Here is an 18,137-nt window from a genome sequence, read left to right as displayed (position 1 = left end):
ACAACTGGAGCGACCGCCTCAGCAGGTGCTGGGCCAATGGCTGGCGTGCGGATCATCGACCTCACCACCATTGTCATGGCGGCGTCCGCTTCGCAGATGCTGGCCGACCTCGGAGCCGACGTTATCAAGGTCGAAGGTCCAGAAGGCGACCCGATCCGGCGGGTCGGACCTTTTGGCGACATCGGCATGGGGCCGATGTTTTTGAGCAGTAATCGCAACAAGCGCAGCGTTGTGCTCGATCTCAAGAACGCCGCAGGGGTTTCCGCGTTCAAGCGCCTGCTGGTCGGAGCCGACGTCCTCGTATGCAACGTGCGTCCGGCCGGCATGCGGCGGCTGGGCCTGACGTTCGAGGTGATGCAGGCCATCAATCCGCGACTAATCTACGCCAATCTTATCGGGTTTTCACAACGCGGCCGATACGGTCCTTCTCCGGCGTTCGATGATCTAATTCAGGCGGCGACCGGGATCCCATCGCTCATCGCCGAACACAACGACGATGGACCGCGCTACGTGCCAATGAACGTGATGGATCGAGCGGTCGGCCTTTACGCTTTCGGCGTGATCGCGTCGGCGCTGTACGCGAGAGAGCGTACCGGCACCGGCCAGCAGGTCGACGTGCCGATGTTCGAGACCATGGTGCCATTCGTGCTTGGCGATCATTTCTGGGGGCAAAAGTATCGGCCCGCGCGGGGCGGCTTCGGCTACCCGCGCATCATGACCAAGGAACGGCAACCTTATCGCACACGCGATGATTTCGTGTGCTGCACGATTTACAGTGATGCCAATTGGCGCGCGTTCCTGACCATTATCGGACAGCCTGAAAAATGGACGGACGATCCGAAGCTGGGGTCGATCGCGGCTCGCACCGCCAACAGCAGTTACACAAGTGGGCTAGTGCGCGACGAGATGGCGAAACGCACCACGGCCGAATGGTGCGCGCTCTTACTGGAAGCCGACATCCCGGTCTTTCCCGTGCACACGATGGCGAGCCTGGTGAACGATCCGCATCTTACCGACATCGGCTTTTTCACCGACCTCGAACATCCTGCCATCGGCCGGTACGTCGAGACGGCTGTGCCCAGCGAATGGCATGGGACGACACTGGGCCCGCTCCGGCCGGCACCATTGATCGGCGAGCACACCGTCGAGGTGCTGCGCGAGGCTGGCTTGAGCAACGCGGAGATCGACCAGCTCGATGCACCGGGCGCCGCCCGACAAGCAGACAACTCGCATCGTTTCAGTGAAACGGAAAATGAAACGGACAAGGAGGGGGCAGATGATTGAGTTCGAGGTCGCGGCAAGGCGCAACAGATCCTTGGAGGCATCGCTTTTGGCGCTTGCGATCGGCTTTCCGCACGCAGCCACCGCGCAAAGCTCGTCGCCGGTATCGGCCCCTGTCCAGGCGCTGCAACCGCAGGCAGCCACCGATCAGAACAATGGGATCGGCGATATCGTGGTCACGGCGCAGCGTCGCAACGAGCGTCTCCAGGATGTGCCGATCGCGATTACCGCGCTGAGCGAGCGGCAGCTCGCGCAGGCAGGCGTCCAGGATACGCGCGACATCCAACTGGTCACGCCCAGCCTGAATTTCGTGCAGTCGACCTTCACGCCGCAACCGACGATCCGCGGGATCGGCACCCGGGGCGCGAACCCAGGCGACGAGGAGGTCGTGCCGACGTACGTCGACGGCGTCTACCAGCCATTCATCACCGGAGGACTTTTCGAACTCGCGAACATCGAGCGGGTCGAGGTGCTTAAAGGCCCGCAGGGGACGCTGCTCGGCCGCAATGCCACGGCGGGCGCGATCAACATCATCACCAAGGCGCCGAGTTTTGAGCCCGGCGGGAAGGTCGTGGCGAGCTATGGCCGCTTCAACGAGCTTCAGGGCTCGCTTTACCTTACCGGCGGAACCGGCCACCTGGCGGGAAGCATCGTAGCCCAGTATCTCGACGACGACGGCTATGTGACCGAACTGACCACCAATACCCGCACGGCGTCGCAACACAATTATCTGGTGCGCGGCAAATTGCTGTTTCAACCGGACGGCGACACCGACATCACCCTGGCCGCTGGGTATTTCAAGCGGAAAGACACCACGATCGCCAACTTCCCGTTGAACGGCAATACGGTCGCGAGACAGATCGATCCCAACGTGCCACTCGCCTATACAAACCGTCAAGTTCGCCTGACCGAACCGCCTCAGGTGGCAATGAGCCAAACGTCCTTCAGCGGTACGCTCGTCCACCGTTTTTCCGGTGCCACGCTAACGTCGATCACCGGCTATTCCGAAAACATGAACAACTACCGGCTAGATCTCGATATGTCGCCGCTCGCGATTCAAACTCAGAGCGCGCATCAATATGACAACGGGCTGACTGAAGACTTGTATCTCGCGTCGTCCGACAAACAGCGTTTCTCGTGGGTTATCGGTGGTTTCTACATCCACGACGATTCCGGTTTCAAGCCCCGGACCGTCAACACGTCGTCGCTCAAGGCGGCGCTGACGTTGCGCGCGTTCGCCCTTTATGCGCAAGGCTCGTACAAGCTGACGGACGCCCTGACCGTTACTGCCGGCGCACGCTATAGCAACGACCGCAAATGCGGCGCCGCTGACAATTACGTCGGCACCCAGACGCTCCCCAGGACGTGTAAAACCTGGACCAGCGTCGATCCCAGCTTCACGCTCGACTGGCGCGCGAGCGAAAAGCTGAAGCTGTATGCACGCTATGCGCAGGCCTACAAAGCGGGTGTCTTCAACGCGCCGGGTTTCTCTCCCGTCCCGGCTGACCCTGAACACGTGAAGAGCTATGAACTCGGGCTCAAGTCCGATCCGGCGCCTTGGCTGCGCATCAACGTTGCCGGATATTATACGGATTACCGCGATATCCAGGTCAACAGCAGGGACCCGGTCAGCAACGCCGTCATCTTGCAAAATGCCGCCAAGGCCGAAATCTACGGCGGCGAGGCGGAAATCGTCGTCCAGCCGACCAGCGGCCTGAACCTGCGCGTCGGTGTTTCTGCGTTGAGCGCCACGTACAAGCAGTTTCCCAATGCCCAGGTCTTCGTTCCGCGTCCCGGCGGCGGCAACGTCGCCGCGTTCGTAGATGCCGCCAACAAACCGCTGCTGCGAACGCCTCAGCGCAGTGGCAACGCTGGTATCGATTACACGTTCGCAGCGCTGAGCGGTCAGGTCACCATCGGAGCCAATGCCTATTATCAGGGGCCGATGAACTTCACCGTGGATGGCCGGCTTCGTCAGCCGGAATATGCGATCGTCAACGCGCAGCTGACGTGGCGGTCTTCGGCGGACAGGTTCGAAATCGCCTTGTGGGGCCGCAACATCACCGACGTCCGATATCCGCTTCAGGTCGTCGGTTTCTCAACGGGCGATCTCGCCAGCTACATGCGTCCGGCTACGTACGGTATCCGCGGCACGATCAATTTTTGAGATGGCCGGGAGTTGCTGACGATGAAGATCATCTCATGAAGGAATTAATCCTCCCGCCAAGCGGCGAACCTGGTCCTTGGTCGGCCAGGGCAGCCAGTCCTATGTCGGCCTGGTACATGGTGGCGGTGCTTATCCTGTTTTATTTTCTCAATTCGTTCGACCGCACCGTCCTTTCGCTGATGGTCCCGCACGTGAAAGAGGACATGGGCGCCTCAGATACGCAGGTCGGCCTGCTCCTGGGTATGGCGTTCGCCGTGTTCTACGGCTTCTTCGGTTGGCCGATCGGAGCGTTGATCGATCGGTTCTCACGACGCGCCGTCCTATTTACTGGCGTTCTGGTCTGGTCTGCGGCCACGATTGCTTGTGGTATCGCGGCAACCTACGGGGAACTCCTGCTCGCTCGGATGGTCCTCGGGATCGGCGAAGCTTCGCTCATGCCGGCCGCGCATGCGCTGATGGCCGACCGTTTCCCACGCGAGCGGCTGAGCATGGCGATGTCGATTTTCTATTTCGGCGGCATCTTCGGCAGCAGCGCGTCGACGGCACTGGGCGGAATTGCCGTTAGCCATTTTGCGCATTGGCCGGGAATCGCGCTCGTCGGCGGGCTCGTGGTGCGCGGCTGGCAGATGCCGTTCATCGTGCTCGGCACTTGCGGCGTGCTGAGCGCAGCGCTGGCGTTCACCTTCCGCGCCGGTGGGAATGAACCGGTTTCACGCGGCACGACGACGACGTCGTTCGGCTCGGCGCTGAAAGACAATAAGGGCGCTCTGGCCGCAATCTTCGGCAGCTTTGTGACCACGGCGCTCCTGCTGTTTGCGATCGTATTATGGACGCCGACCTTCATGGCGCGCGCCTATGGCTGGCAGCCGGACCAGATCGGGATCAGTTACGGTGCGGTGCATCTCGTCGGATCCGGCTTAGGCACGCTCGTGTTCGGCGCACTGGTGGATCGGCTGTTCAGTGGCGGGATGATCGACGCCCATCTTCGGGTGTTCGGTTGGTGTACGGTCGTCGGCGCCCCGTGCGCGCTGGCGGCCTTCCTCTGCCGCACCCCCTATCTGTTCCTGGCCTTGATTTTCGTGGCGCATTTCTTCGCCTTTTCTTTTACCGGCTATGCCTCGGCTCTGGTGCAGCTTGTCTCTCCTGTAGCGGCGCGGGCGAGAATGGCCGGTCTATACGTCATGATGCTCATCCTGTTCGGCAACGGTCTCGGTCCACTTCTCATTGGCGTGCTTAGCGACCGTTTGTTCGGTACGGCGGGAATAGGACATTCTGCGGTATTGCTGATTGGAATACTCGGCCCGATCGCCACCTTGTCCGCCTTTGTCGGCTTGGAGCCGGTCCGCCGTGCCATCGAGCGCACGCATGGCACGACGCCGATCGCGTCGGCCGACGAAGCGTTGATCTGATGTCGGCTGACCGGCCGCTTTAAGGAGAGAGAGAGATGACTGACGAACCAGCCGTACAATACAAATGGTCCGAACGGGTCATCCACCTGGTCATCAACCGCCCGGATCGCCGAAATGCGCTGAACGATGCGGTCGTTGCGGGCTTGTCCGCAGGCATCGACGAGGCGACGCGCGGCGACGCGCTGGCGATCGTCGTGACCGGCGCGGGCGAACGCGCATTCTGCGCGGGCGGCGACCTGAAACGTGGCTCGGGAATGTTCGATCACGATTATTCGCAACCGACTACTGGTTATGCGCAGATGCTGCGCAAGGTGATGCAGTGCGACATTCCGATCGTGGCGCGGGTTAACGGCGCCTGCATGGCCGGCGGAATGGGCGTGCTTTCGATGTGCGACATGGCGGTGGCAGCCGACGACGTCATTTTCGGGCTGCCAGAGGTCAAAATCGGCATGTTTCCGATGCAGGTCGCAAGTCTGATGCAGCATCTCATCCCGCAGCGCCGCTTCCGCGAGATGTGCCTGACGGGCGAGCCGATCAGCGCGCAAGACGCGGCCGATTTCGGGCTCATCAATTACGTCGTGCCGCGCGCGCAGCTGGATGAGCGACTGCAGTGGCTCGTCGGCCGGATTATCGACAAGTCGCCGACCGCAGTCAGGATCGGGAAGCATGCGTTGCTCGCAATCACCGACATGACCTTCGCCCAATCAATCGCGTACACGGAAGGACAGATCCAGATGATGCGCCTCACCAAGGATGCGGAGGAAGGGCTGGCCTCCTTCAACGACAAGCGGCCCCCACAATGGACTGGCCGCTGATGGGACGCGTCCGACCGCTCAACACGCCTTCGCGGGTTTCGATCTGCGAGGAGGGGCCACGCGAGGGTTTTCAAAGCGAGCGCACGGTGGTGCCGACCGAGCGCAAGCTCGAGCTCATCCACGCGCTTGCCCGGACGGGACTGAAGGAAATCAACTGCGTTTCCTTCGTGGACCGGGAGCGCGTGCCGCAGATGGCGGACGCGGAACGCGTCGCCGCCGAACTGCGGCGCGAGCCGGGTGTGCACTACACGGGCACGTGGCTCAACGCGAAGGGCTTCGATCGCGCCGAGGTATCGAGACTCGATCTGGTCGGATCGGTGTTCGCTATCACCAGCGACAGCTTCGCCCGAAAAAACAACAATCGGTCCGCGGTCGATGTGCTCGAGGGCCAGCGTCAGCTGATCCAGCGTTATCGCGCGGCCAGGCTTGCCACCACCGTCACCTATGTCTTCACCGCGTTCGGCTGCATGTTCGAAGGCGATGTGCCGCCGCAGCTCGCGGTGGACACGCTGGCACGGCTCCTTGACATCTGCGCGGACGAGGGTGAGTGCCCAGGAACGGTCTATTTCTGCGACACTGTGGGGTTTGCCAGCCCGCCATCGATCCGCAGGCTGCTGGATCTAGCCCGCGAGCGCTGGCCCGACCTTTCCTTCGCGCTTCATCTGCATGACACGCGCGGAATGGGTATGGCCAACATTCTGGCCGGCCTGGAACTGGGTGTCGACCGCTTTGACTCGTCCGTAGGGGGGCTGGGAGGCTGCCCATTCGCCGGCAACCGTGCCGCTGCCGGCAACGTGTGCACCGAGGACATGGCGCTGATGTTCGAGGAGATGGGAATCGAAACGGGCGTCGATCTGCCAGCGCTGATCGACGCCGCCAAGCTCGCCGCCGATATCGTCGGGCATCCGCTACCGGGAAAGACCATGAACGCCGGTATCATTCCGCACACGATGCCTATATGATCCAAGCCGCGTCGGACGGAGGTGCGGATCATGGCGGACCGTTTCCTGTGATCGCGCAGTTCCGCGCCTGGCTCGGCGAGGAACTGGGGTTGGCGTTCACGGACTATGAAGCGATGCACCGATGGTCGGTGGCCAATCAGGACGCCTTCTGGGGCGCGCTATGGCGTTTCGAGGGCATCGTCACGCCTACGCCCTTTTCTGCGGTCTTGTCCGACGCGCGCATGCCCGGCGCGACGTGGTTTGCCGGCGCGCAACTCAATTATGCGCGGCATGTCTTCTCGCACGTCGAGCCAGCCGATGCGGCAGGCCAGCCAGCGATCATCGCCGAAGACGAACGGGGCGAGGTGATCGAAACGGATTGGCCGACACTGCGTCGGCGGACCGCATCGCTGGCTCTAGCGCTGCGCGCGCGCGGCGTCGGTCGTGGCGATCGCGTCGCGGCCTACCTGCCAAACCGCACCGAAGCCGTCATTGCCTTTCTCGCTTGCGCGTCAATCGGCGCGATCTGGAGCGTGTGCGCGCCAGACATGGGCGCGCGTGCCGTGCTTGCCCGCTTCCAGCAGATCGAGCCCTGCGTTCTCATCGCGTGCGAAGCGACCTATTACACCGGGAGGCTGGTAGATCGACGGGCGTTGATCGAAGAGCTGTTGCAACAACTGCCGAGCGTGAAGACCTGCATCGTCGTGGGTTCAGGCGAGATGCCTGCGACGGAACCGAATCGCGGCCATGTATCGTTCGCTGAGCTCGCGTCGCGCGACGACGCGGATACGCGTGTGTTCCAGCCCGATTGGGTACGGTTCGACCAGCCGTTGTGGATCGTCTATTCGAGCGGGACGACGGGAAAGCCGAAGGCGCTCGTCCACAGCCATGGGGGTGTACTGCTTGGTGCGCTGGCGACGCGCCTACATATGGACCTCCAGCCGAGCTATGTGCCGGCCGCACTCGGCGAACGATTCCACTGGTACAGCTCGACTGGTTGGATCATGTGGAACAGCCAGGTGGCCGGGCTATTGAGCGGAACGACGATCTGTCTCTTCGACGGCAGCGCCGCGGGTACGAAAGAGCAACCCGATTGGAGCCGGCTGTGGCGCTTCGCGGCACGCCATCGGATCACGTTCTTCGGCGCCGGGGCTGCCTATTACACCCAATGTGTAAAGATGCGCGTTGATGTCGCAGCAGTCGGCGATCTCGGCAGGCTGCGCGCCCTCGGTAGTACCGGGTCGCCACTGCCCGCCGAGGTACAGCAACACCTATCGCGAGCGCTCGTCGGGTCAGGTTATGCGGATCCATGGTGGCTTAACATTTCGGGCGGAACCGACATTTGCGGCGCGTTCTGCACCGGCAATCGGGAACTGCCCGCGACACCGGGCAAGCTGCAATGCCGGCAACTGGGGGCCGCCGTCGAAGCGTGGGACGCCAACGGGCGCCCATTGGTTGGCGAGATCGGCGAGCTTGTCTGCGTCAAACCGTTGCCGTCGATGCCGCTGTTTCTTTGGGGTGACGACAACGGCGAGCGATATCGCGAGACCTATTTCGGCGTCTACGACGGTGTCTGGCGGCACGGCGACTGGCTGCTGATTGACGAGCGCGGCACATGCGAGATCTTCGGAAGAAGCGACGCCACGATCAATCGCGGCGGGCATCGTCTGGGAACCAGCGAGATCTACGATGTCGTGGAATCGCATCCCGGCGTGCTGGATTCGATGATGATCGATGTCCGAATCGAAAGCGGGCGTTCAGCTTTGTTGCTGTTTCTGGTCACGTCCGACCCGCTGAGCCAGACTGTCGTGAACGAAGTCAATCAGGCCATACGCACCGAATTATCACCACGCTTTGTACCGGACGACATCATCGCGGCAACGGGTATCCCACGCACTCTTTCCATGAAAAAGCAGGAAATACCCGTGAAAAAAATATTCGAGGGGTCCGAGCCATCATCCGAATTAGATCCAGCTACCATGTATAATCCAGAACTGATCCAAGAATTTGCCGACCTACGGCAAATGTATTTAATGCGGATGGGTCGCGCCTAGGGTCCGGATCTGTAATTGCACAGCGAGGCGGTGTTGATCCCTTGAGGGCTTCATAGATCTGTCCGCACTGGCCGAACCGGAGCTTGGTCGTGCTGTATCGGGTCTCACAGCCAGAACCTCTGGCGGATCGAGATGTTCCGATCAACACGGACGCCACGAGACATGCCAGACGAGATCAGGCTTTGCTCTGGTATTCACTCGGCGACACGCCGGTTATCCTCCGAAATGTGCGGCAGAAATGGCTTTGATCCGAAAAGCCGCACTCGAAAGCGATGACCTTGTGTGGGACCTTACGACGGCGCAGCATTTCCTGTGCCTTGGCTACTCGCGCGCGGATGACATATCTATAGGGGGCTATCCCGAAATCGACCTTGAACCTGCGCGAGAACTGGAAGGGGCTCGTGCCCGCAATGCGGGCGAGTTCGTCGAGGCTGATATTCTCGTCCAGTCGCGAATTGATCAGGTCGACGATCCGGTTCCTTTGCACAGCTGTAAGCCCGGCATTCTGCTCGTCGGGCAGCTGAATCCTGGCGTAGTGGCGCAGAAGGTGCACAGCCAGCAGGCTGCGCACGGCGTCCACCATCAGCCGCTGGCCGAACTCGCCACATTTCAGTTCGGCTCCAAGTATGTCGAAACAGTTCACGATCAGGGGATCTTCGGTCGACACGCAGTCAGAGATCTCGATAGAGAGCGGATCGCGATCGAACACGCCCTGCGCTGCGGTCTCGATTTCCTCGTGACCAAGATATATGTGCCGGACCTGGATCGGATCGCGCCAAGCCCAAGTGGATTGTTCCGCTCGGGTCAGTAGGGATACCCGACCGGGGCCGACTTCCCCTTCTTCACGTGCTCTGCCGGCGGTTCGATGCATTGAGGTCGGGCTGCCCCCGTAGCCGACAATCATGTAATCACGCATGGGCGGGATTGCTGCCGACTGGCGGTCGTAGTCATAACCCTTCAGGGTGATGCCGCTCCAGTCCTGGTACGAAGAATCCAAGGTCTGCACGCCCGGAATCCACTCGGGAATCCTATCCGGCGGCACTAGGTGTTTAGTCCCGTCCTGCCGTCCGTTCAGGCCTCTGCGGGGATCGTAGCTCGGGCCCGGCGGGGAATGTCCCGTTTGACATTCGGCGAGCCGTCCGACGCCCCCCGCACCGGGAGCAAGCGGCATCGGAGCGTCGGGATGCACGAGCCCCGAGACGCTGTCGCGCGTTACCGAACCGGCTGCAAGGCGGGTCATCATGAGGCGAACTCCGACACGCGCCGGACGAGCGAAACCATGCGTGCCGCTACGTCACTCTCGATCCAGTCGCGCGTGAGAGAATGCGAAGGGCCGCCGCAGTTGAAGGCCATGACTGGCGAACCATCGCGCGGTAGAAGCGGCACCGCGACAGCATTCACGTCGCTGCGCCACTCTCCGTATGAGGTGCAAAAACCGCGCTTTAGGTAGCTTTCGATCGCTGCTTCGATTCCCGGCTCGACCAGCGTCCAGTTCTCGCCCTCGTGGTCGCGGAGCTCCTCGAGAATTTCGGGGTACCCATTCGTCGCCATGGCGGCAACGCTGGCGCGACCCGCGGCGCTGGTCGCCATCTTGACATGGGCGCCAACCTCGATGGCTAGGGTCAATGCATTAGTGCCCTTGCATCGCTCAAGATACACCATCGACATCTTGTCACGGGCGACCATCGCCACTGGCATCCCGGTGTAATCGGCGATTTCCTGCATCAGCGGTTTGGACAACTTCCGAAGGGGAAGTCCGGCAAGGCAGGCATAGCCAAGCGTCAGGACCGGCGGGGCTAGTCTGTAACGGGCCGTATCCGCGTCATGGCTGAGATAGCCCAGTTTGTGCAATGTGTAGGTCAGCCGCGAGATGGTGGACTTGGACATCCCGGTGCGCTGGGCAAAGTCCCGGTTGCCTAGCGCCTCGCCCTCGCGGCCAAAGGCGCGCAGAATCTCCAGCCCGCGCGACAGGGCGACGACGAAATTGCGATCCTGCTCCAGCTCGGGACTGGGCTCCTTCCTTGGTCTCATCCGACTCCCCCTTGGTGGCGCCTCGCGAAAGAGTAGCCCGAGGCCGCCGCATTCGTCAAATTGCGGAATTTTATTCCGCTCTGCGGGATAACCGCAAGCTACAAGCACCGCTCCGGTGAGGACTGACAGACATACGCCGGCTCGCCGGAGTGCCAAGACCGTTCAATGCGTCGCGCAAGAACGTCCAATACCGGCCGCCTTGGCGCGTTCTATAATTCAGGACGAACCGGAATACTGGACGAACTAAATTCTCAGGAGAGAGATGAATGATTAGCAAGGAAGCCGACGTTCTGCGCGCGCTTTATCAGAGTTGGACCGACCAGATGGTCGCGAATCCGAACCTGACGATCCTGAACCTACGCAGCATGTTCGATGAATGGGGCCAGCCTGCGCTGGAGCCCGAGGATGTCAGCTACAAGAGCGATGTTGTCGGCGGCGTCGATGCGCTCTGGGCCCTGCCTGCGGGTGCGGACAAGACTCGCGTCATCCAGTACACCCATGGCGGCGGCTTTGCCGTCGGCTCGGCGGAAAGCCACCGCAAGATCGCCGGGCACCTGGCCAAGGCGCTTGGTGTCACGGCGGTGATCTTGCATTATCGCCGTGCGCCCGAGCATCCCTACCCGGCGCAGATCGAGGATGCCGTTTCGGCCTACAAGGCCCTGCTCGCCAAGGGATACGAGGCCCGCAACATCCTGACGGCAGGTGACAGTGCGGGCGGCAATCTCGCGGTCTCGAGCGTGCTGAAGTTCCGCGACCTCGGTCTGCCGCTGCCGGGCGCGGTTATCGCTTATTCGCCCTGGCTCGACATGGCGCTGCGCGGCGACACGTTGAAGACGAACGCGGCTACCGATGCGCTGGTCAGCCGTGCCGTCCTTGAAGGGATGGCCGGAATGTTCCTGGGTGGTAAGACCGACCCGCTGGACAAACTGGCGAACCCGCTGGAAAACGATTTCGCTGGCTTCCCGCCGATCTACATCGCATGCGGCAGCGCCGAAACGCTCAGGAGCGATTCGGAAAGCCTTTTCAGCAAGGTGAAGGCCGCCGGCGTGAAGGCGCAGCTTTCGGTCGTGCCCGGCATGCAGCACGTCTTTCTCGCCCTGTCCGGCCGCGCGCCGGAAGCCAACGCCGAACTGGCGAACATCGCCGCTTGGTACAAGGCGCTCCGACCCTGATCCGCCCGCGCGTGCCTGACGGCCATCAGCGCCGACTGCATCTAACATTTCGGACGCGCACCTGTTGCCTGCGGTGACGCAGCCTGGTGCCGCGTCCCCTCAAGGGAAAAGAACATGAACATGAATGTCAGCAAGACCAAGGGCGCTGATGTCGACGCCGTGGTTATCGGCGCGGGTTTTGGGGGACTGTACGCTGTCCACAAGCTCCGCGATGAGCTTGGCCTGTCGGTGCAGGCTTACGACAACGGCGGGGATGTCGGCGGAACTTGGTTCTGGAACCGCTATCCCGGCGCGCTCTCGGATACCGAAAGCTTCTGCTACCGTTTTTCCTTCGACAAGGATCTGCTCCAGCAGGGCCAGTGGAAATCGCGCTATCTGACGCAGCCCGAAATCATCAGCTATTTTAACGATTTTGCCGACCGTTACGATATCCGACGCAGCTATCAGTTCAACACCAGCGTCACGGCCACGCGCTTCGACGAGGCGACGAGTCTGTGGAGCGTGACGACCGACGAGGGCCAGACGATCACCGCGAAATACCTTGTTACCGGGCTTGGGCTGCTTTCGGCCACCAATACCCCGCAGTTCAAGGGCATCGACACGTTCAAGGGCAATATCTACCACACCGGGGCGTGGCCGGAAGGCGTCGACCTCCGCGGCAAGCGCGTCGGCGTCGTTGGCACCGGCTCGACCGGGGTGCAGGTCATCATCGCGCTGGCGCCGGTTGCTAGCCACCTGACGGTGTTCCAGCGGTCGGCTCAGTATGTCGTGCCGATCGGCAACTGGCCGGAGGATCAGGCGAAGATCAATGACTACAAGGCCCGCTACGACGACATCTGGAAGCAGATCAGATCCTCGGCCGTCGCTTTCGGCTTCCACGAAAGCACGGTTCCCGCGATCTCGGTCTCTGAGGCCGAGCGCGAGCGCGTGTTCGAGGAAGCCTGGCAGCGCGGCGGCGGTTTCCGCTTCATGTTCGAGACCTTCTGCGACATCGCCACCAACCAGGAGGCCAACGACGCGGCGTCGAACTTCATAAAGCGCAAGATCGCACAGATCGTGAAGGACCCCGAAACCGCGCGCAAGCTGATGCCGACCGATCTCTATGCCAAGCGCCCGCTCTGCGGAATGGACTACTACGAAGTCTACAACCGCGACAACGTCAACCTGGTGGATGTGAAGGCGGATCCGATCGCCGAGTTCACCCCGAAGGGCATCAAGCTGGCCAGCGGTGCGGAGCATGAACTGGATATCGTGGTCTTTGCAACGGGTTTCGATGCGGTGGAAGGCAACTACACCAAGATCGACATGCGCGGCAGGGGTGGAGTGACGATGAACCAGCTGTGGAAGGATGGCCCGCTTGGCTACTTGGGAATCATGGAATGCGATTTCCCCAACCTGTTCATGATCCTTGGCCCCAACGGGCCGTTCACCAACCTGGTGCCCAGCATCGAGGTGCAAGTCGAATGGATCGCCGACACTGTGGCAATGATGGAAGCTGAGGGTCGCAAGACCATCGAGCCGAAGCTGGAAGCGCGCGACAGCTGGATCGACACCTGTCAGACCATCGCCGACATGACGCTGTTCCCGAAAGCCCAATCCTGGATCTTCGGGGCAAACATACCGGGCAAGAAGAATGCGGTGCGCTTCTATCTGGCAGGGCTCGGCGCCTACCGGACCGAGCTTCAGAAAGTCGTGGACGCCGACTACGCCACGCTCGACTTCGATCACTGAGCTTGGGCTCCCGAACCAAATCGGCCGTCGGGGGAACCGGCCCCCCGGCCCCCGCCTTCACTCAATGCCGGAGAGGGAAAGCATATGGGACGCGTACAAGGAAAGGTGGCGCTGGTTACCGGTGGAGCGATGGGGATGGGCAGGACCCATTCCGAGGAACTCGCCAAAGAGGGCGCTCATGTCTTCGTAACCGACCGCGAAACAGCGGCGGGCGAAGCGGTGGTTAAGGGCATCGTCGCTGCGGGTGGCAAAGCCGACTTCATCCAGCATGACGTGACCAGCGAAAGCGACTGGAACAGCGTGATTGCGGCGATCACCAAGAAAGTGGGCCACCTCGACATCCTTGTCAACAACGCCGGGATACTCGTCCTGAAGCCCGCGCATGAAACCACTAACGACGAATGGGACTCCGTCTTCAATGTCAACGTGCGCGGTGTCTGGCTGGGCATCCGCGCCTGCGTACCCCTGATGAAGGGGCGCAAGGCCTCGATCGTCAACATCTCGTCGATCTACGGAATCGTCGGGGCGCCGGCGGCGGGCGCCTACATCGCGTCGAAGGGTGCGGTGCGGTTGCTGACGAAATCCTGCGCCGTCGATCTGATCCAGTACGGCATCCGCGTGAACTCGGTCCATCCGGGCGTCATCGACACCTCGATGACCAAGGATCTGCTCCACGGGGATGCCGCGACCCGCAAGGCGATCATGGGGGCGACCCTATTCGACCGGCCGTGCCTGCCGGTCGAAGTGTCGAAAGCGGTGCTGTTCCTTGCCTCGGACGAATCGTCCTTCGTGCATGGCGCGGAACTCCTGGTGGACGGTGGCTACACCGCCAACTGACGGCAGCAGCGCTGGCGGCGGCGTACGCATTCGACCGTCATCGCAGGAGCGCGCCGCCGTTGGCCAATAACAGAAAATAGAATTCAGGAGAGGAGAGAGAACATGAAGACCTCGAGGGAAATACGCTGTTGCGTTCTCATGGCGGTCGGGTCGGTCGCGGCATTGCCGACCACCGCCGCATACGCCCAAGACGCACAACCGGGCGATTTTGTGACCGCTCCAGCGGGAACGCAACTCGGACTCGTGTACTATCTTGGCAGCACGTCCGACAACTTCGTGGATGCCAAAGGCAATGATGTGCCTGCATCAAGCCTTGACACGAATGTGCTCCTCCTGCGCTACGTCTATTATTTCGACGTGGCGGGCGTGCGCGCTGACGTGAACGTGCTGCAACCCTTCGGAGGGCTGCACAACATGAGGCTCGGCGGGCGAAAAATCGGCACTAAGGAGTTCACACCCGGAGACTTGACGCTTGTCGGCACAGTCTGGCCACTGAACGATCCCAAGAAGGGCCGATACTTCGGGATTGCCACCTATCTGACGCTTCCCACCGGCGACTATTCGGCTACCAGGCCCGGCCTTGCCGCCAATCGATGGTCCGTAGCCATTCAACCTGGCTTCCGTTTCAAAATTGCCCCCAAGTGGTCGGTCGATCTTGTCGGCGGCACTACGATCTACGGGGACAACCATGATGGCGCTGGTGCGACGACCATCCGGAAGGATGCGAGCTATACTGCGCTCGGCTGGCTGAACTATCAGGCTAGCGACAAGACGACGCTCTCATTCGGGGGCATAACGAACCGCGGTGGGGCGGAAACCATTGGAGGCGTCAAGGGTGCGGACGTGACGTCCACCACGGTGCGGGCGGACTGGTCGCAGATGCTGAATCCGACCACCCAGTTCCTGATAGAAGTCGGTCACGACGTGGAGGCGAAAAACAATTTCAAGCGCGATGCGACATTAACCCTTCGGCTTGCGAAGTTCTTTTAGGCTGGTCGGAGAAGTGGTTCGATAACGTGATGGCAGGACGGCACTGCCCGGTTTCAACGTGGTGATGCTGTCCTGGTCGAAACGAATGACGGCGCGATCAGGGAGCGTCCCAGGGATCCGCAGCAAGCAGAAGGAAAATCCATGCATTGTCAGTGCGTTCATGAATTCGGCCGGCCCCTCCGTTCGGATGACAGGCCGGATCTAGCCCCGCAGGGAACCGAAGTCGTTCTGTCGGTGACGGCTGCGGGCGTCTGCCATACCGACTTGCACATTCGCGACGGCGGCTATGACCTCGGTCGCGGACGCAAGTTGGAGTTCGCCAAGCGGGGAATCTCGCTGCCTCTCGTGATGGGCCATGAAACTGCGGGCAAGGTCGTTGCCACGGGACCCGATGCCGGTAACATCGACACCCGAAAGACCTATGTGGTCTACCCCTGGATCGGCTGCGGCACCTGTGCGGTCTGCAAGGGCGGGAACGAGCAATTGTGCGGGACCCCGAAATTCCTCGGCATCCATGTAGATGGCGGCTATGCCACGCAAATCCGGGTGCCGCATCCTAAATATCTTTTTGAGATCGGCAACATGCCGCCCGAAACTGCCGCGCCGCTGGCATGTTCAGGGCTTACCGCCTTCGGTGCGCTGAAGAAGGTCGAGAACACGCTGAAGGACCATGCGCCGCTGATCATCGGGGCGGGCGGCTTGGGCCTGATGTGCGCGCAGCTCTTGCGGGCAATGGGTGCACAGGCGCCGGTCTTCGTGGATCTCGATCCCGTCAAGCGCGAAGCAGCCCTTGCGGCGGGCGCCTGCGCGGCGATCGACCCCAGCGCGCCGGACGTGGTGGCGGAGATCCATGCCGCCGCCGGCGGGGCACCCCTCGCCGTGATCGACTTCGTCGGTGCCGAAACGACGGCCGAGCTCGGGTTCAACGCCGTGAGCAAGGGCGGAACCTATGTCGTTGTCGGCCTATTCGGTGGCGGCGCCCCCTGGTCCCTGCCGCTGATCGCGCTGAAATCCATCACGATCCGCGGCAGCTACGCCGGCTCGCCCGGAGAGTTCGCGCAGCTGATGGAGCTTGCCCGCAAGGGTGAGATCAGCCCCATTCCCACGACACGCTACCAGCTGGACGAGGCGGAGGCCGTCCTCAACCGCTTGGCCGAGGGCAAGATCATCGGTCGGGCGGTCTTGACCGGCGTCGGCGATTACCTGCCCGAAGCAGCAGATCAGAGGGTCCGATGAGCGTGATCTACCCTGACACACAGCTTCTGATCAACGGAAGCTGGAGGGACGGAGCGATGAAGCGCCGCTCTGCCGTCTACGACCCGGCAACGGCCTCGGTGATCGGCCACTATGCCATGGCCGAACCTGCCGACCTCGAAGAGGCGATACAGTCCGCCGGCACTGCCTTTGCCCCCTGGCGCGACGCGGGGGCCTATGCGCGAAGCGGCATCCTGCGCCGCGCGGGCGTTCTTCTGCGCGAGCGTGCCGACCAGCTTGCGGAACTCATCACCACCGAAATGGGCAAGCCCCTGATCGAAGCGCGGGCCGAGGTGATGTCGTCGGCCGACCTGCTCGACTGGTTTGCCGGTGAAGGCCGGCGGGCCTATGGCCAGGTGATCCCGGCACGGACGCCGAACGTGACCCAGATGGTGCTGAAACAGCCCGTGGGCCCGGTCGCCGCCTTCACGCCGTGGAACTTCCCGATGTCGCAACTGGTGCGAAAGCTGGGGCCGGCGCTGTCGGTCGGCTGCACCGTCATCGCCAAGCCGCCCGAGGATACGCCCGCCTCGCCCGCCGCACTTGCGCGGGCGCTGCTGGATGCGGGGCTTCCCGCAGGTGTCCTCAACATCGTCTTCGGCGAACCGGCGCAAATCGCGGACTACCTCATTCCGCATCCGGTGATCCGAAAAGTGTCTTTCACCGGATCGGTTCCGGTGGGCAAGCAGCTTGCGGCCCTGGCCGGCAAGCACATGAAGCGCATCACGATGGAACTGGGCGGCCACAATCCGGTGATCGTCTGTGACGACGCGAACGTCGAGACTGCGGCCGCAGCCGTTGCGGGCTTCAAGGTCCGCAATGCTGGGCAAGTCTGCATCTCTCCGACGCGGGTTCTGGTCCAGAAGGGCATCTACGAGCGTTTCGCGGCGGCGCTGGCCGAACATGTCGGGAAAGTCCGGGTCGGGTCGGGCTTGAAGCCCGGAACCTCGATGGGTCCGCTTGTCAGCGAACGCAGGCTGAAGGCGGTTTCGGGGATGATCGAGGAGGCGATCCAGGAGGGGGCGCATATCCTCGCTTCGGGCGAAGCGACGCCGCAGCCGGGATTCTTTCATGCCCCCACGATCCTTACCGGGGTCAGCCTCTCGTCGCGCATCCAGAACGACGAGCCCTTCGGACCGGTTGCGATCCTGTCGCCCTTCGACACGATCGACGAGGCGATAACCGAGGCGAACCGTCTTCCCTACGGTCTTGCCGCCTATGCATTCACCTCTTCAATCCGCAATTCGCAGCGGCTCCAGACCGAACTGGAAGTTGGCATGCTCGCCATCAACCACACCCTGCTGGGATTGCCAGAATTGCCGCTTGGCGGGGTCAAGGATTCCGGCTTCGGAAGCGAGGGCGGATCGGAAGCCATCGACTCGTATCTGATTTCTAAACTAGTCACTCAGGCGGCAATTTGAGATGCCTGTCGCGCCGCCTTCAGCAGAGAGCCAA

14 protein-coding genes are annotated in these 18,137 nt (G+C 62.0%); 12 read left to right on the top strand and 2 right to left on the bottom strand.

The genetic code is table 11. The features are described from left to right. The first annotated feature begins 36 nt into the window (after positions 1 to 36). From F9288_RS06135 to F9288_RS06110, 6 genes are all read left to right on the top strand, one after another. Complete coding sequence (locus F9288_RS06135) at positions 37 to 1,284, top strand: CaiB/BaiF CoA-transferase family protein (protein WP_217482594.1); 1,248 nt, start codon at positions 37 to 39, stop codon at positions 1,282 to 1,284. Further along, a complete protein-coding gene (locus F9288_RS06130; RefSeq protein WP_174835814.1) occupies positions 1,277 to 3,448 on the top strand; it encodes a TonB-dependent receptor in 2,172 nt (723 codons plus the stop codon). The genes F9288_RS06135 and F9288_RS06130 overlap by 8 nt, the downstream gene beginning before the upstream one ends. A 101-nt stretch (positions 3,449 to 3,549) precedes the next feature. Continuing rightward, complete coding sequence (locus F9288_RS06125; RefSeq protein ID WP_174835813.1) at positions 3,550 to 4,857, top strand: MFS transporter; 1,308 nt, start codon at positions 3,550 to 3,552, stop codon at positions 4,855 to 4,857. A 35-nt stretch (positions 4,858 to 4,892) separates the two neighbouring features. After that, positions 4,893 to 5,672 (top strand): enoyl-CoA hydratase-related protein, encoded by a 780-nt coding sequence (locus F9288_RS06120; protein WP_174835812.1) that lies wholly within the window; start codon positions 4,893 to 4,895, stop codon positions 5,670 to 5,672. After that, complete coding sequence (locus tag F9288_RS06115; RefSeq protein WP_217482593.1) at positions 5,657 to 6,634, top strand: hydroxymethylglutaryl-CoA lyase; 978 nt, start codon at positions 5,657 to 5,659, stop codon at positions 6,632 to 6,634. The genes F9288_RS06120 and F9288_RS06115 overlap by 16 nt, the downstream gene beginning before the upstream one ends. Continuing rightward, positions 6,631 to 8,667: an acetoacetate--CoA ligase gene (locus F9288_RS06110; protein ID WP_174835811.1), complete on the top strand. Its 2,037-nt coding sequence runs from the start codon at positions 6,631 to 6,633 to the stop codon at positions 8,665 to 8,667. The genes F9288_RS06115 and F9288_RS06110 overlap by 4 nt, the downstream gene beginning before the upstream one ends. Positions 8,668 to 8,842: 175 nt before the next feature. On the opposite strand, the gene F9288_RS06105 is transcribed toward F9288_RS06110, so the two are convergent. Together F9288_RS06105 and F9288_RS06100 are read right to left on the bottom strand one after the other, a co-directional pair. Beyond that, complete coding sequence (locus F9288_RS06105) at positions 8,843 to 9,910, bottom strand: AraC family transcriptional regulator (protein ID WP_217482592.1); 1,068 nt, start codon at positions 9,908 to 9,910, stop codon at positions 8,843 to 8,845. Continuing rightward, on the bottom strand, positions 9,907 to 10,698 hold the full coding sequence (locus F9288_RS06100; RefSeq protein WP_174835810.1) for an IclR family transcriptional regulator: 792 nt from the start codon (positions 10,696 to 10,698) through the stop codon (positions 9,907 to 9,909). Before F9288_RS06100 ends, F9288_RS06105 begins: the two co-directional genes overlap by 4 nt. Positions 10,699 to 10,964: 266 nt before the next feature. Between F9288_RS06100 and F9288_RS06095 the strand changes: the two genes are divergently transcribed. The 6 genes from F9288_RS06095 to F9288_RS06070 all read left to right on the top strand — a co-directional run bounded on the left by F9288_RS06095 (position 10,965) and on the right by F9288_RS06070 (position 18,103). Further along, a complete protein-coding gene (locus tag F9288_RS06095) occupies positions 10,965 to 11,870 on the top strand; it encodes an alpha/beta hydrolase (RefSeq protein ID WP_174835809.1) in 906 nt (301 codons plus the stop codon). A 114-nt stretch (positions 11,871 to 11,984) separates the two neighbouring features. Further along, positions 11,985 to 13,601 carry an NAD(P)/FAD-dependent oxidoreductase gene (locus F9288_RS06090; protein ID WP_174835808.1) on the top strand — a complete coding sequence of 539 codons (1,617 nt, stop codon included), beginning with the start codon at positions 11,985 to 11,987 and terminating at the stop codon, positions 13,599 to 13,601. Between the two features lie 84 nt (positions 13,602 to 13,685). Next, complete coding sequence (locus F9288_RS06085; RefSeq protein ID WP_174835807.1) at positions 13,686 to 14,438, top strand: SDR family NAD(P)-dependent oxidoreductase; 753 nt, start codon at positions 13,686 to 13,688, stop codon at positions 14,436 to 14,438. A 102-nt stretch (positions 14,439 to 14,540) separates the two neighbouring features. After that, positions 14,541 to 15,428, top strand: a complete 888-nt coding sequence (locus F9288_RS06080) for a transporter (protein ID WP_174835806.1) — start codon at positions 14,541 to 14,543, stop codon at positions 15,426 to 15,428. A 141-nt stretch (positions 15,429 to 15,569) separates the two neighbouring features. Beyond that, positions 15,570 to 16,664, top strand: a complete 1,095-nt coding sequence (locus F9288_RS06075; RefSeq protein ID WP_174835805.1) for an alcohol dehydrogenase — start codon at positions 15,570 to 15,572, stop codon at positions 16,662 to 16,664. Further along, positions 16,661 to 18,103, top strand: coding sequence for an NAD-dependent succinate-semialdehyde dehydrogenase (locus F9288_RS06070; RefSeq protein WP_254621093.1), 1,443 nt, complete (start codon positions 16,661 to 16,663; stop codon positions 18,101 to 18,103). The genes F9288_RS06075 and F9288_RS06070 overlap by 4 nt, the downstream gene beginning before the upstream one ends. The last annotated feature ends 34 nt before the right edge of the window (positions 18,104 to 18,137 follow it).

It is taken from the genome of Sphingomonas sp. CL5.1 (assembly GCF_013344685.1).
Lineage (GTDB): Bacteria > Pseudomonadota > Alphaproteobacteria > Sphingomonadales > Sphingomonadaceae > Sphingomonas.
This window is presented reverse-complemented; position numbering and strand designations above follow the sequence as displayed.